General features: G+C 72.7%; 11 protein-coding genes. 5 read left to right on the top strand and 6 right to left on the bottom strand.

What is annotated here, in order from left to right; genetic code table 11:
- Positions 1–108: 108 nt before the first annotated feature.
- A complete protein-coding gene (locus D458_RS0111375) occupies positions 109–2,394 on the top strand; it encodes a prolyl oligopeptidase family serine peptidase (protein WP_040702369.1) in 2,286 nt (761 codons plus the stop codon).
- 350 nt (positions 2,395–2,744) lie between these two features.
- Positions 2,745–3,959 carry a JmjC domain-containing protein gene (locus tag D458_RS0111385; RefSeq protein ID WP_017586877.1) on the top strand — a complete coding sequence of 405 codons (1,215 nt, stop codon included), beginning with the start codon at positions 2,745–2,747 and terminating at the stop codon, positions 3,957–3,959.
- Positions 3,960–4,105: 146 nt separating this feature from the next.
- Here D458_RS0111385 and D458_RS0111390 read toward each other — a convergent pair whose 3' ends face one another.
- Positions 4,106–4,897, bottom strand: coding sequence for a TetR/AcrR family transcriptional regulator (locus D458_RS0111390; protein WP_017586878.1), 792 nt, complete (start codon positions 4,895–4,897; stop codon positions 4,106–4,108).
- A 134-nt stretch (positions 4,898–5,031) separates the two neighbouring features.
- Between D458_RS0111390 and D458_RS0111395 the strand changes: the two genes are divergently transcribed.
- The 3 genes from D458_RS0111395 (at position 5,032) to D458_RS0111405 (ending at position 7,836) form a co-directional block, all read left to right on the top strand.
- Positions 5,032–5,787: a DUF2306 domain-containing protein gene (locus D458_RS0111395; protein WP_017586879.1), complete on the top strand. Its 756-nt coding sequence runs from the start codon at positions 5,032–5,034 to the stop codon at positions 5,785–5,787.
- Positions 5,788–5,922: 135 nt separating this feature from the next.
- On the top strand, positions 5,923–6,735 hold the full coding sequence (locus D458_RS0111400; protein WP_017586880.1) for a DUF2306 domain-containing protein: 813 nt from the start codon (positions 5,923–5,925) through the stop codon (positions 6,733–6,735).
- A 240-nt stretch (positions 6,736–6,975) separates the two neighbouring features.
- Positions 6,976–7,836, top strand: a complete 861-nt coding sequence (locus D458_RS0111405; RefSeq protein WP_017586881.1) for a (2Fe-2S)-binding protein — start codon at positions 6,976–6,978, stop codon at positions 7,834–7,836.
- A gap of 48 nt (positions 7,837–7,884) precedes the next feature.
- Here D458_RS0111405 and D458_RS37555 read toward each other — a convergent pair whose 3' ends face one another.
- From D458_RS37555 to D458_RS0111435, 5 genes are all read right to left on the bottom strand, one after another.
- Complete coding sequence (locus tag D458_RS37555) at positions 7,885–9,111, bottom strand: DUF4352 domain-containing protein (RefSeq protein ID WP_239647944.1); 1,227 nt, start codon at positions 9,109–9,111, stop codon at positions 7,885–7,887.
- Between the two features lie 217 nt (positions 9,112–9,328).
- Positions 9,329–10,633, bottom strand: a complete 1,305-nt coding sequence (locus D458_RS0111420; RefSeq protein ID WP_017586884.1) for an MFS transporter — start codon at positions 10,631–10,633, stop codon at positions 9,329–9,331.
- A gap of 100 nt (positions 10,634–10,733) precedes the next feature.
- On the bottom strand, positions 10,734–10,973 hold the full coding sequence (locus D458_RS0111425; RefSeq protein WP_017586885.1) for a hypothetical protein: 240 nt from the start codon (positions 10,971–10,973) through the stop codon (positions 10,734–10,736).
- A gap of 165 nt (positions 10,974–11,138) precedes the next feature.
- The gene (gene panD / locus D458_RS0111430) at positions 11,139–11,543 is read right to left on the bottom strand and encodes an aspartate 1-decarboxylase (RefSeq protein WP_017586886.1); all 405 of its coding nucleotides are present in this window, start codon (positions 11,541–11,543) and stop codon (positions 11,139–11,141) included.
- Between the two features lie 347 nt (positions 11,544–11,890).
- Positions 11,891–14,743: a DEAD/DEAH box helicase gene (locus D458_RS0111435; RefSeq protein WP_017586887.1), complete on the bottom strand. Its 2,853-nt coding sequence runs from the start codon at positions 14,741–14,743 to the stop codon at positions 11,891–11,893.
- Positions 14,744–14,751 lie beyond the last annotated feature (8 nt).

Raw genomic sequence — 14,751 nt, forward strand, 5'->3', positions numbered from 1 at the left:
TCCTGGCTGGCCCGGTACACAAACCTTTCCTTGTGGTGAGAGTCGTGTTCCGCTGGGCCAGGCATCTCTTCCTTGACCGTCGCGTCGGGACGCTTGAACCATGTGAAAGTGCGCAACCGAGCCCCAGGAGTCGCCCCAGCCCTCGAACCCGTGTCGGTCGTCGACACGCTGCACGGCCGTCCCGTACCCGACCCCTACCGCTGGCTGGAGACGGCTGACTCGCCCGAGACCCTGCGCTGGCTGGAGGAACGCGGCCGGGAGTACGAGCGGGAGGCGGCCGCCTGGCCGCTGCGCGAGCACCTGGCAGAACGCATCCGCGCGCTCGTGGCCACCGACCTGTGGACCCCGCCGGTCCACCGGGCCGGGACCCTGTTCGGCACCGTGCGCCCCGCGGGCAGCGAGCACCCCCGCCTCGTCATGTGGCCCGGCGGCCCCGGTTCCCCCACCGGCAACGGTTCCGCGCGTTCCACCCCGGTCCCCCCACCCTTCCCTGCCGCGCACACCGTGTACGACCCCTGCGCCGAGGACCCCACCGGGCGGACCACCCTGGACGCCTGGGAACCCAGCCCCGACGGCCTCCTGGTCGCCCTCCAGACCTCCTCCGGCGGGGTGGAGCGCGGCGGTCTGCGCGTGGTCCGCGCGGGCACCGGCGATCCGGTCGGCCCGACCGTGCCCGGGGTCCGCTACTCCCACGTGGCCTGGCTGCCGGGGACGGAACGGTCCTTCTACTACGTGCGCCGCGACGGCGAGCAGGGAGTTCGCGGCGTGTGGCTGCGCCGGGTCGCGGACGGCGCCGAGACCCTCGTGTACTCCTGTGCCGCGGGCACCGTCCCGGGTGTGCGGGTGCTGGGCGGGCGGTGGCTGCTGGTCACCGAGAGCCACGGCACCGGGCACCGCACCGACCTGTGGTTGGCCGACCTGTCCGCCGGCCCGCCGGAACGGCCCGGGTTCCACCCGGTCCAGGTGGGGCCCGAGGCCGAGACCGAGGCGCGGTTGGGCCCGGACGGCCTGCTGTACCTGCGCACCACCCTGGACGCGCCCCGCCGCCGGATCTGCGCGGTCGACCCGGGCGCGCCCCCGGCCGAGCTCTCACCCGGGCACTGGCGCGAGGTCGTCGCCGAGGACCCGGGGGCGACCCTGGACGCCTTCTGCCCGCACCCGGGCCCGGACGGCCCGGCCCTGCTGGTGCTCCGCACCCGGCTGGGGATCAGCGAGGCCGCCGTCCACGACGCCGTCACCGGGGCCCGCGCCCGCACGGTGGACCTGCCCGGCGAGGGCATGGCCTCCGAGCCCGTCACGACCCCCGACGGCACCCTGTACCTGGGCTACGCGGACGTGGCCACCCAGCAGCGGGTGCTGAGGCTGGCTCCCGGCCGGTACGAACCCGTGTTCTGGCCGCCTCCGGGAACGGCGGCCGGCACCGACACCACGCACTCGGGCCCCGCCCGCCCCGTCTCCGTGTCCCCGCCTCAGGCACGCCCCGCGGATCCGGCTGCTCCGGGCCCGGCCGGCTCCGGTTCGGCCACCACCGGTTCCGGGCGCGTTCCCCCGGCCGCCCCCACGGCCTCCCCCGCCGTGGTGCGGACCGTGGTGTGGTGCCGCTCCCAGGACGGCACCCGCGTCCCGGTCACCGTCTTCGACGCCACCGGCGGCTCCGCTCCGGGGCCGACCCTCCTGCACGCCTACGGCGGTTTCGGGCGCCCGCGCCAGTTCGGGTTCAGCGCGACCGTCCTCGCCTGGCTGCTGTCCGGCGGCCGGTACGCCGTGGCCCACGTGCGCGGCGGCGGCGACGCCGGACGCCGCTGGCACCTGGAGGGTTCGGGCCGCCACAAGCCGCGCGCGGTGGAGGACCTGGTGGCCGCCGCCGACACCCTGGTCGGCGCCGGGTGGTGCACCCGCGGCCAACTGTGCCTGTCCGGCGGATCGGCCGGCGGGATGCTCGTGCTGGCCGCAGCCACCGCCCGACCCGACCTGTGCGCGGCGGTGATCGCCTCGGCCCCGCTCGCGGACATGGCCCGCTTCGAGCGCATGGGGCTGGGCCGCATGTGGACACGGGAGTTCGGTACCGCGGCCGACCCCGACGACTTCGCCGCCCTGATGTCCTATTCGCCCTACCACCGGGCGTTGGACAGCGCCCTGCGCACACCGGGGCTGCACCATCCCAGCGTCCTGCTCACCGGGTTCGACGGCGATACCCGGACCGACGCCGCCCACCCGCGCAAGATGTGCGCGGCGCTGCTGGCGGCCGCGGGCGGGGAAGCCGACCGACCGGCGGCCCTGCTCCGCTACGAGCGCGACGTCGGGCACGGCCCGCGCTCGGTGAGCAGGGCCGTGGGACTGGCCGCCGACGCACACGCGTTCGCGGCCCACCGGACGGGGCTGACCGGGCGCTGACGGCGCACGGGAGAGTCCTGGTCAAGAGGATCAACGCAACACAGAAAGCGAGGTGCGGTATGGACCCCATCGAGGTTGAGGTCGAGGACCTGGCGGAGGTGACCTCCCGCGACATCACCGCGGGCGGCGACAGCGACGGCACCGACTCCAGCTCGGACTTCATCTGATCCGGTCCCGCCCGGCCCGGCTGCCACGTCCCGGGCCGGGCGGGTCCTTCACCCCCGCACCCTCCCGACGTGGCCCCGCCCCTGGCCCCGGGACCCCCGGCAGACCCCTGAGCCCACGTGCTCCCCGAGCAGTCCGCGCGCCCTCCCGAACCGTCCCGCCGTACCACCCCGGAAAGGACAGCCGTGACCGATCCCGGCAGCCTGTTCACCCGAACCCTGTGCGACGTCGTGGGCCGCGACGCCCTGACCACCCGGCTCTCCGAGGAGTTCGTCTTCGCCGACCTGGGCGCGGACGCCGTGCGCTCGCTCCTGACCTTCGACGACCTCAACTCGCTGCTGGCCACGTGCGCCCCGGAGCCGCCCCGCCTGCGGCTGCACCGGGACGGGTCTCCGGTGCCGCTGGACCGCTACACAGAGCAGGGCACCGCCTCGCGGACCGCGCGGCGGATCGTGCGCCCGGAGTCGCTGTACCGGGAACTGCGCGCCGGGGCGAGCCTGGTGCTGGACGGCATGGACCGGATGCACCCGCCGGTCGGCGCGGCCGCCGACGACCTCATGCGGCTGACCCGGGAGCGCACGCAGGCCAACCTGTACCTGATCTGGGGTGAGTCCCGGGGGTTCGACACCCACTGGGACGACCACGACACGGTGATCGTCCAGGTGGAGGGGACCAAGCACTGGCAGGTGCACGGGCCGGGTTCGCGCCCCTACCCGATGAAGAACGACACCGACCACGCCCACACCCCGCCCCGGGACGCCGACGGCGAGCTGCACATGGTGTGGCAGGGGGTGCTGCGGCCCGGCCAGGTGATCCACGTGCCGCGCGGCTGGTGGCACACGGTGACCGGGACCGGTGAGGTGAGCATGCACCTGACCTTCGGTTTCACCCGGGCGACCGGGGTCGACTGGGCGGATACCCTGGTGCGTCGGCTGTTCGAGCAGGAGGTCTTCCGGCAGGACCTGCCCCGGTTCGCCGAACCGGACACGCGCCGCAAGCATCGGCACGAGCTGGTGGCCCGCATCACGGAGCTGGCCGAGAGCCTGGACCTGGACGCCTTCCTCGCCGAACGGGACGCGCGCTTCCCCCGCCGGACCTCGTTCTCACTGCCCTGGGCGGTGGAGGACGGCGCGCCGCCCGCCGACGCCCTGGTGGAGTTCGTACCGATCCTGCCCCCGCCCCTGGAGCACGAGGGCGAGGGCGAGGAGGCCAGGGTGGCGCTCACCGTGGCCGGCAAGCGGTACCGGCTCCCCGTGGTGACGGAACCGGTCCTGGAGGCCATCGCCGAGCACCGGGAACTGTCGGTCGCGGAGCTGGCCGACCGCGCGGGCGTGGCGGTGGAGGTGTGCGCCCAGGTGGTGGCCGCGCTGAGCCGCCACCACCTGGTCCTGGTGCGCTGAGTGAGGGCCGGCCCGGGCCGGTCGGACTCCCGGCGGTGGCAGTCCGGGCAGGGGCCTCCGCTGTCGAAGACCCCTTCGCCTTCCCGGCGTGCGCCGTCCGGCCTACCTCGGCGCACGCCGGGCACAGGCCCGGGACCGGCACGTGGTCAGCGCGGTCGGCCCGCCGACGGCGCCCCACCGCGGGCGCGCACGTAGGCCTCCACACCGTCCAGGATGCGCTGGACGGGGAAGTGCAGGCCCTCCGGCAGGTCGGCGTCCGGCGGCCCCTCCTCGAAGGTGCCCGCGTCGATGGTTCCCGTGATCGTCGGGAACTCCTGCGGGTCGAGGACCCGGCGCAGGCCCGCCAACCACTCCCGCTCGGACTCCTCCAGGGGGACACCGCTCTTCTGCGCGGCGAGCTTCCTGTCGTGGTCCATGCGGAGCACGTTGTGCAGGGTGGTGTTGAGCAGCAACAGGATCTGGAGCGACTCGGCCGGGGTGAGACCGGAGGCGTTGAGTTCGCGTAGGCCCGCCTCCATCCACCTGAGCCCGTTGGGCCCGGCGGGCGGGCCGAACTTCGAGATGTGGACGTACCAGGGGTGTTCCCGGTACTGGTCGACCACCCCCTGACACCACGCCTCGATTCCGGCCCGCCAGTCGCCGTCGGTGCGCGGCCCCGGCGGGTGTTCGGACATGGCGACGTCCCACATGAGGGTGACCAGGTCGTCCTTGCTGTCCACGTGCCGGTACAGGGACATGGTCGTGTACCCGAGCCGCTCGGCCACGCGCTGCATGGAGACGGCGTCCAGCCCCTCGGTGTCGGCCAGGGCGATGGCGGCGTCGACGATCGCCGCACGGCTGAGCTTGGGCTTGGGCCCGCGCCTGCCTCCCTCCCGCAGCCCCCACAGGAGTTCGACCTCGCGGGTGACCCCGGTCGTCGGCTGTTGTTCGCTCGTCATACTCCACCAGTCGTCGGCGCGGCCCGTGCGCGAACCGCGGCTCCGGCCCGCTTTCTCGGTTGACACCCATCCTAGAACTGTGTATTGCTTAAACTGTAACGTGTAGGCGATACACAGTTTGCGAGGTACGCGATATGACTCGCCCCGCCACCGACTCATCCCGCCCCGCGGCGACCCCGCCCGCCGGCACCGCGCCGCGGCGCACGCCCGCGAAACCCCCGCCCGTCCGCTGGTGGGAGCGGCCCTGGATCCTGCCGCTGGCCCTGTTCAGCGCCGCGTTCCTGCTCTTCGCCGTCCCGCCCTACCTGAGCCTGGATCCGGCCGATTCACGCCTGCCGGTTCCGGAGAGCCCTTCCTGGTACTTTCCGGCACTCGTCGTCCACGTCTTCGGCGGAGCACTGATCACACTGCTGGTGATCCTCCAGGTGTGGCCGTGGCTGCGCACCCGCCACCCGGCCGTGCACCGCTGGAGCGGACGGGTGTACGTCCTGGCAGGGCTCCCCCTCGTCGGAGTTCCGGCCGTGCTCGTCGCACCCTTCGGCGAGGCCGGCGCGAGCGCTCAGATCAGCGGCCTCGTCTGGGCCGCACTGTGGTCGGCCTTCACGGTCCTCGGCTACGTGATGGCGCGCCGACGGCGGTTCGCCGCCCACCGCGAGTGGATGCTGCGCAGCTTCGCCCTGGTCTACGGCATCGCGTTCAACCGCGTACTGCACGTCCTCCTCCTGGTGATCACGGCACCCCGGGTGGACACGGTCCACGGAGGCGACTTCGAGGCGATGTCGCTCGATCTCGGCGCCGCGTCGGGCTTCCTCTCGTGGATCCTGCCCCTGCTGTTCGTGGAGTGGTGGCTCCAGTACCGCAAGCCCCGCCGCCGCGCCCGTCAGCGCTGAGCCACCGCCGAGAAGGCCGCCCCGCCCGCCGAACCGGCTCCGGCCCGCCTTCCCGGTTGACTCCCGACCCAACTTTGTATATCTCTTATAGTAATTGATTCGCGTAGCCGATACACAGTTTGCGAGATAAACGATATGACTCGACTGCCCTCCGGCTCGGGAGACCGCTCGGCATCCCCGCCCACCGTCGCCGCGCCGCAGCGCACACCCGCGAAACCCCCGCCCGTCCGCTGGTGGCAGCGGCCGTGGATCCTGCCGCTGGCCCTGCTCACCCTCGTCTTCCTGGCCTTCAGCGTCCCGCCCTACCTGAACCTGGACCCCGCCACCGCGCCGATCCCGATCCGGCCCGAACCCGCCTGGTACCACCCCCTGCTCCTGTCGCACATCTTCGGCGGAGCCGTGCTGATGGTGGTGGCGATCGGCCAGGTATGGCCGTGGCTGCGCCGTCGCCGCCCGGCCCTGCACCGCTGGAGCGGACGCGTCTACGTCTTCTTCGGCGTTCCGTTCGTGGGCGTCCCGGCGCTGCTGATCGCGCCGCTGAGCAACGGCCCCCTCGCCATCGGCGTGAACAACGTCGCCTGGGCCGTGGGATGGCTCGCCTTCGTCCTGCTCGGGTACGCCGCCGCCCGACGGCGCCGGTTCGACCGCCACCGGGAGTGGATGCTGCGCAGCGTGGTCCTGCTCTACGGCGTGGCCCTGGCCAGGTTCACCATCATCTTCCCGATCGCGATCCTCATGCCGTGGATCGACACCCGCTACGAGGGCGGCGCCTGGGCGCTGGCCGCGGACCTGGGCCCGAACTCGCTCCTGATCAACACGGTCCTGCCGCTGCTGGCTCTCGAGTGGTGGTTCAAGTACCGCAAGCCCCGCCGCCGGAACCGACCGGCCCGGGCCACCGGCAAGGACACCGTCTCGCCCGCCACACCCGCCCCAACACACACGGCCTGACCACTGGGCACAACTTTCACAACTCGTTCGCGCCCGGGGCCGTGTTCCCGCCCTGACCAGGCCCTCATCCGGGCACGGGGCGTCCAGATTTCGGCAAACCGATCCCGGAACGCATTGCAACCGAAAGTATGGTTAGGGTAGCCTCACTTAAGAGGCGCAGGTGAACCCGTCCCCCGGTGGTAGCTGCGACCACACCACCCCCGGCCTTGACGGTTCCGCTATGCGACGAAGGGTTGCCCGGTGACTCCAGATCCGCTCGACGCTCTCCACGGTGTCTGCGCGCGGCTGAAGTTCGCGCCCCTGCCCGAGACCACCGGCCCCGGCCGGCTGCGCAGTCGCCCCGCGGACGGCACCCAACGGCACACCGTCACCTCGATGACCGGCCACGGCTGGCTCCCGGTCCTGTTCGACAAGCTCCAGACCGAGCACGGCCCCGGCCACCGGCTCCCCGCCGCCACCAACTTCCTGCGGGTCACCCTGCGCGAACCCATCTTCATGGTGGCCGCCTCCCTGTACCTGACCGGCCGCGGCCCGCTGCTCACCCCGGACTCCCTCCACCTGCCCTGGGACACCGCCCGATCCAGGTTCGGCACCCCCGCCGTCACCGGCGTCCGCACCGTGGTGCTGCCCGACGACCCCGCGGCCGACCACCCGGACACCGTGGTCGCCCGCGACGAGGACGAGCAGCTGCGTCTGACCGCCGAAGGGCTGTTCGCCACCTTCGAGCCGCTCATCGACGCCCTGCACGCGCACTCGCGGGCCGGAAAGCGCACCCTGTGGGGCTGGGTGCTCGACACCCTGCACTTCTACATGCTCAACCCGGCCCGCTACCTGGGCCAGGACGCCGAGCAGGCCTGGGAGCTGGCCACCCGGCTCGGTGACGCGGTGGTCGCCGCGGGCGCCGTCACACGCAAACGCCCGCGCCTGTTCCCGTTCGCCCCGGAGGACCCCCGGGGCACGTGGGCGGTCCGGGGCACCTGCTGCTTCGACTACAAGGGCGACCCGGAGCACGGCTACTGCACCACCTGCCCGCTCAAGTGCGACAGCGAACGCAAGGAGGCCCTGTCGGAGTGGCTGCGCGATCCCGCGCTGGCCCCCTGACAGAACCTCCGGGCCTTCCGGCCCCCGGTGTTCCGACCGCGTCCCGGGTCAGGACACCGGTGCCTCCACCGGACCGGTGAAGAACGGTTCGAAGAGCACCCGTTCGGGCTCGACCTCCCCGGGGACCGTGACCACGCCGTCGGCGCTCTGCCCCGGGTCGACGGTCTGCACCCCGATCTCGTTGTCGTCCATCGCGACCGCCTCCTCCGGGCTGTGCGCGACCCCCTGGGTGTCCACCACGGTGAAGTAGAGCGGGTTGACGTCCAGGGCGTCCTCACCCGTGTTGGTCACGGACACCTCGACGCTGGTGTACTCACCCTCCACGTGGAGCGAACTGGGATCGAACTCGGCGCGGGAGGCCGTCAGCTCCGCCTCCGAGGGCACGGTCTCCTCCTGGCCCTCCGCCTCGGGCCGACCGGTCTCCGGCGGTCCGCCCGCGCTGGGCGCGTTGCCGCCCGCGAGGACCAGGAGCACAGCCGCGCAGCCGCCCAGGAGCAGGAGCAGGAGGAGCAGGAGACCGCAGCCGATCCCGACGATCTTGCCCCAGGGGGTCGGCTTGGTCGGCGGGGGCCCGTACCCGCCGTGCCCCGGCCCGCCGTAACCGCCGTAGCCTCCGTAGGCGCTGGGAGCCCCGTACCCGGACGGCTCGTTCGGGTAGCTGCCGTACCCGGGTGCGTAGCCCTGGTACTCGGCGCCCGCGTCCACCGGCCCGCTGGGACCCTCGGAGAGCTCTCCCGGGTCCACCGGCCCGGGTGCCGCCCCACCGGTGGGCTGACCTCCCGGCGGCTGCCCCGGGGGCGGGGCACCGTACGGGCGGTCCTCCGCCCCGGGAGGCCCGTAGGACGCCTGCTCTCCGACCGGGGCGCCGTACCGGTGGCCGTCACCCGGAAAGGGCTCCTGGGGTGGCGGCCCACCGGGCGGCCGGTCCCCGTAGGGCTGGTCGCCGGGCGGTCCGCCGTACGCGTGGGATCCGCTCGAAGGCGGCTCCGGGGGCGGCGGAGGCGGCTGGTCCGGTGACGGGTCGCCGTACTGGTGCGCGCCGCCGGGAGGGGGTTCGGAGGGCGGCTCCTGCCCCGACGGGGCGCCGTACCGGTGGACCTCGCCCAGGGGCCGACCGTAGTCGGGGAAACCGTGCTCCGGCTCCCCCGGCGGCTGCGGACCGCCCTCGATCGGATCACCGGGGTCCCCCGGACGCCACTCCTCCGGCGGATGGTGGTTCACCGGATCTCGCTCCGAGCGCTCACCGGCCCCTTCCTCGGGTTCCCGATCGCTCACTGAGAACACCCCTTCGTCCAGCGGCACGGGCCCACCGAAACCGGTAGGCACCCAAAACTGCACCGTAACCGCGTAAAGCGGGGTCCGAGGGCAGCTCACGGGGCGTTTCCGGTAAAGGTCCGGCCGGGTTTGCGCCGTTCGGCCGAGGAAGCCGGGGCACCGGTGGACCGCGTGGCCGGGCAGGAGGGGGACGGGCAGGAGGGGGACGGCTCGCCGGTCAGGCGGTCGGAGCCGGTTCGGCCGTGTGCCGGGCCAGCAGGGCGCGGATCGCGAGCACGAACACCGGGACGGTGAACAGGGCCGCGAACAGGTTCAGGCCGCCGAACCCCACCGCGGCCAGGACCAGGCCGGACAGGGCAGCGGCCGAGGCGGCGCCCAGGTTCATCGCCAGATCGCTGAACCCCTGCGCGCGGGGTCGCACGTCGGCGGAGAGCGACTCGGCCAGCAGGGCGCTGCCGGAGACCAGCCCGAAGGACCAGCCCAGGCCGAGCAGGACCAGCCCGGTGGTCACCATCGCCTCGTTGTGCCCGGCCGTGCCCGAGACCGCGGTGGCCGCCAGCAGGATCACCTGCCCGGACAGGAGCACGGGCACCCGCCCGAAGCGGTCCGCCAGCCAGCCCACGATCGGGGAGAGCCCGTACATTCCGGCGATGTGCAGGGAGATCGTCAGTCCGATGACGGTGAGCGCGGCACCGTGGTGCGACAGGTGCACGGGGGTCATGGTCATGACCGCGACCATCACGGTGTGGCTGGCCACGATGCCCACCACCGCCAGCAGCGCGGCCGGGCTCCGCCCGATCGCCCGGAGCCCGTCGGCCAGGCCGGCCCTGGGCTTCGGTGCCTGCCCGCGGTCCCGATCGGCCCGGTCGGCCTCGGCGGTGGCGGTGAGCAGGGGGTCGGGGCGCAGCAGGGCTCCGATGAGCACGGCCCCGCCCAGGAAGCCGGCCGTGGTGAGCAGGACCGGGCCCAGCAGGTCGGGCAGGCCCAGGGACTCGGCCAGTCCTCCGGTGGGGCCGATCATGTTGGGCCCGACCACCGAGCCCGCGGTGGTCGCCCACACCACGATCGACAGGTCGCGGCCGCGGGTGCGTTCGGTGGCCAGGTCGGCGGCGGCGTGCCGGGCCTGGAGGTTGGTGGCGGTCCCCGCGCCGATCAGCAGCATGCCGACCAGGAAGAGCACGAACAGCTCCGAGAGGGTGGCGGCGATGACGACGAGCCCGCCCAGGGCGCCCAGGAACCAGCCCAGGGCCAGGCCGGGGCGGCGGCCGCGCCGGGCGGCCAGGGAGGCCAGGGGCAGGGCGAAGGCGGCCGCGCCCAGGGTGATCATGGTGGTGGCCATCCCGGACCAGGCGTCCGACCCGCTCAGGTCCAGGGCGATGAGCGCGCCGACGGCCAGCATGGCGCCCATGCCGATGCTGCCGACGACCTGGGCGAGCATGAGGACCAGGACGGTGCGCCGTTGCAGGTGCGCCCTCGCCGTCTCGGTGAGGACGCCCCCGACCTGGGAGCTTTCTGTGGACACGAGGTGACATCTCCGATTCGTCCGGCCAACGGATGAATCGTAGCCCTCCGAGGTGCCCGGGGGCCATGCCGCCCGGACCCGTACCCTCCGGGGCCGCCGCTCAGCCCCGGCCGTAGCGCCACTGGAGGAAGTCGTGCTCGCGCTCGACGTAGCGCATCTCGGCGTACAGCAGGTCGGGGTCCTCGGCGTGGACGACCACACCGCCCTCGGGGATCACGGGCCAGCAGGCGAACGCCCAGAAGCACCGGGTGTAGGTCCCCCAGAGGACGACCCACGCACCCTGCTTCTGCCACTCGATGTGTTCGGCGACCTGGCGCCGCTCCTCGTCCCGTTCGTCCATGCCGCCCCTGGGCATACCCTGCGCCCGGATGTCCGATCCGGCCGGAACCGGCCATCCTGCGGGGTTTTCGGCTCCCTCGCCCGTCCTCTCCGCGGAGCGGACGCACGGACCCCGACAGACACGAACGCCCGTGCCGGAGCACGGGCGTTCGTGGGAGGGGCGGGTTCAGCGACCGGCGACCAGGTCGCTGCCGGGGACCGGCTCGGCCGGGTCGTTGCCCAGCGCGACGATCCGGTTGTCCCGGTCCACGTGCACGATGTGCTGGACGTGGTCGGGCCGCTCCTTCTCGTCCACCTGGGCGTAGCCGATGATGATGACCAGGTCGCCGGGGCTGACCAGGCGCGCGGCCGCGCCGTTGATCCCGATGACGCCGCTGCCCCGCTCACCGACCAGGGCGTAGGTGACCAGGCGGTTGCCGTTGTCGATGTCGACGATGTGGACCTGTTCGCCGTCGACGATGTCGGCGGCGTCCATCAGGTCGGCGTCGATGGTGACCGAGCCGACGTAGTGCAGGTCGGCCTGGGTCACCGTGGCACGGTGGATCTTGCCGTTCATGAGGGTGCGCAGCACTGCTGAAGCCTCGTTTCAGGATGTCTTGCGGACTACAGGCCCCTTCGGGGTCCCGTGCGTATCCCATGATGGCGCCCCCTGTGGCCTGCTTCGTCCACCGGGGCCCCACTATGCCCCGAACACCCGCCCCCACCCGGATGTTCCGCCCCCACCGCCCACCCGAAGGAGCCCCCGTGCCCGAGACCACCAGCAGAACCACCGACGGGACCGGACACGGCGCGGGGCCGACCCCCTGACGACGGCAGGGAGGCAGGCCGCCAGGCGGAGGAACGGCTCGGCTCGGACCGTCCTCCTTCCGCGACCGGTCCCGGCCGCGGAAGGAGGACGCCCGGGCGGGCGCGCCCGCGCTAGTTGAAGGAGGAGTAGGCGACCACGCCGCGGCGGACCAGGTCGGCGGCCTTGCGGGCGTTGCTCCGCACCTGCGGGTCGGCGGCCGCCCCTGCGATCTGGCTGAGCATGTCCACCAGCATCTTCGCGGTACGCACGAAGTCGCCGGCGGTCATGTCGGACTGGCGCAGGATCGCGTCGAGCCGGTCACCGCGCGCCCAGCGGTGCGCGGTCCACACGAACCCGAGGTCGGGCTGGCGCAGGAAGGAGACCCGGTGCCGGCTCTCCACCTCGTTGAGCTCGCCCCACAGCCGCACCATCTCGGTGAGCGCCTCCTCGACCCTGCCCTCGGGCAGCCTCGGGAAGGCGTCCTCGTTGCGGCGCGCCTCGTAGACCAGGGACGCGGCGCAGGCGGCCAGATCCACCGGATTGAGCTCCTCCCACACCCCCCGGCGCAGGCACTCGGCGACCAGCAGGTCCAGTTCGGAGTAGATCTTGGCGAGCTTGCCGCCGTCCTCGGAGACGTCGTCGCCGGACAGGTACTCCAGGTCCTCCAGGACGCCGCACACCCGGTCGAAGGTGCGGGAGATGACGTGCGAGCGCCCCTCCACACGGCGGCGCAGCGCGTCCGTGTCCTTCTGGAGGCGGAAGTAGCGCTCGGCCCAGCGGGCGTGGTCCTCACGGTCGGAGCAGCCGTGGCAGGGGTGCTCCTTGAGTTCGGTGCGCAGCCGCTGGATCTCGGGATCCTCCTGGCCGCCGCGACGCCCGCCCCGCTCGTAGGAGGCCGAGGTGCCCTGCTCCTTGAGCTTGTTGCGCAGGGTCGAGGCCAGGTCCTGGCGCGAACGCGGGGAGCGCGCGGAGAAGGACTTGGGGATGCGCATGCGCCCGGAAGCGTGCACCGGGACCGGGAAGTCACTGGAGTTGACCCGCTTGACCTGCTTGTCCACGGTCAGCACCAGCGGAGCGGGCAGGTCGTGCTTGAGTCCCGGGTCCAGCACCACGGCGTGCCCGGAGTAGCGGCCCGCGGGAATCCGGATGATGTCGCCGGTGCGCAGCCGCTCCAGGCTCTCCAGGGCCTCGTCCCGGCGCTGGGCCGAACGGTTCCTGGACAGCACGGCCTCGCGGTCGCTCAGCGCGCGGCGCAGCCCCGCGTACTCCATGAAGTCGCCCAGGTGGCACTCGGCCGCCTCGGCGTAGCCCTCCAGGGCCTCCTCGTGCTTGCGCAGCTGCTTGACCAGTCCGACCACGGCGCGGTCGGCCTGGAACTGGGCGAAGGAGGCCTCCAGCATGTTGCGGCTGCGCTGGCGGCCGAACTGGCCGACCAGGTTCACCGCCATGTTGTAGGAGGGCTTGAAGCTGGAGTTGAGCGGATAGGTGCGGGTACCCGCCAGGCTGGCCACCGACTCGGGGTCGGTCCCGGCCTGCCAGACGACGACCGCGTGCCCCTCCACGTCGATGCCGCGCCGCCCGGCCCGCCCGGTGAGCTGGGTGTACTCACCGGGGGTGAGCGCGGCGTGGGTCTCGCCGTTCCACTTGTCGAGCTTCTCGATCACCGTGGTGCGCGCGGGCATGTTGATGCCCAGGGCCAGGGTCTCGGTGGCGAAGACCGCCCGGATCAGCCCCTTGGAGAACAGGTGCTCGACGATCTCCTTGAAGGTGGGCAGCATGCCCGCGTGGTGCGCGGAGATGCCCGCCTCCAGGGCGCGCAGCCAGGAGTCGAAGCCGAGCACCGTCAGGTCCGCGCGCGGGATGTCCGCGCACCGCGTCTCCGCGTACTCGCGGATGTAGTCCGCCTCCTCCGGAGAGGTGAGCACCAGCCCGGAGGCCACGCACTGGCGGACGGCGTCGTCGCACCCGGCGCGGCTGAAGATGAACATGATCGCCGGGAGCAGCCCTTCGGCGTCGAGCTCCTCGATGATCATCGGCCGCGTGGGCGGGGCGAAGCGGGTGCGCGGGCGCACGTTGCCGCGGGCCCGGGTCTGCGGGTGGCGGCGACGGTCGGCCAGCTGGGTGGTGCGCGCGTCGTCCTCGGCGGTGCGGGTCAGGTAGGGGTTGATGAGCAGTTTGCGCCCGCCCACCTGGATCTCGCGGGGCCGCTGGTGCTGGGAGCGGCGGCGGTCACGCTTGCGTTTGGCCCGTCCGCCGCGCTGCTCGCCCTCGCCGTCCTCTTCGGAGGCGGTCTCCTCCGGCTGTTCGTCGACGAACAGGTCGTGGATGCGCTTGCCCACCATGACGTGCTGCCACAGCGGCACGGGGCGCTTCTCGTCGACGATGACGGTGGTGTCGCCGCGCACCTGCTGGAGCCACTCGCCGAACTCCTCGGCGTTGCTGACGGTCGCGGACAGGGCGACCATGCGCACCGACTCGGGCAGGTGGATGATCACCTCCTCCCAGACCGCGCCGCGGAAGCGGTCGGCGAGATAGTGCACCTCGTCCATGACCACGTAGGCCAGTCCGCCCAGGGTGGACGAGCCCTCGTAGAGCATGTTGCGCAGCACCTCGGTGGTCATGACGACCACGGGCGCCTCACCGTTGACGCTGTTGTCGCCGGTGAGCAGGCCGACCTGGTCGGCGCCGTAGCGCTTGACCAGGTCGTTGTACTTCTGGTTGGACAGGGCCTTGATCGGCGTGGTGTAGAAGCACTTGGTGCCCTCGGTCAGGGCCTGGTGCACGGCGAACTCGCCGACCACGGTCTTGCCGGAACCGGTGGGCGCGGCGACCAGCACCCCGTGTCCGCCTTCCAGAGCCTTGCAGGCCCTGATCTGGAAGGGGTCGAACTCGAACCCGTAGAGTCCCTGGAAGGCCTCGATCGCGGCGCTGGAGGCGCTCTGGCGCCGGCGGAAGGCGGCGTAACGCTCGGAGTGACTACTCATAGGGCTAC

This window comes from Nocardiopsis ganjiahuensis DSM 45031 (assembly GCF_000341085.1).
In the GTDB taxonomy this organism is placed as follows: Bacteria; Actinomycetota; Actinomycetes; order Streptosporangiales; family Streptosporangiaceae; genus Nocardiopsis; species Nocardiopsis ganjiahuensis.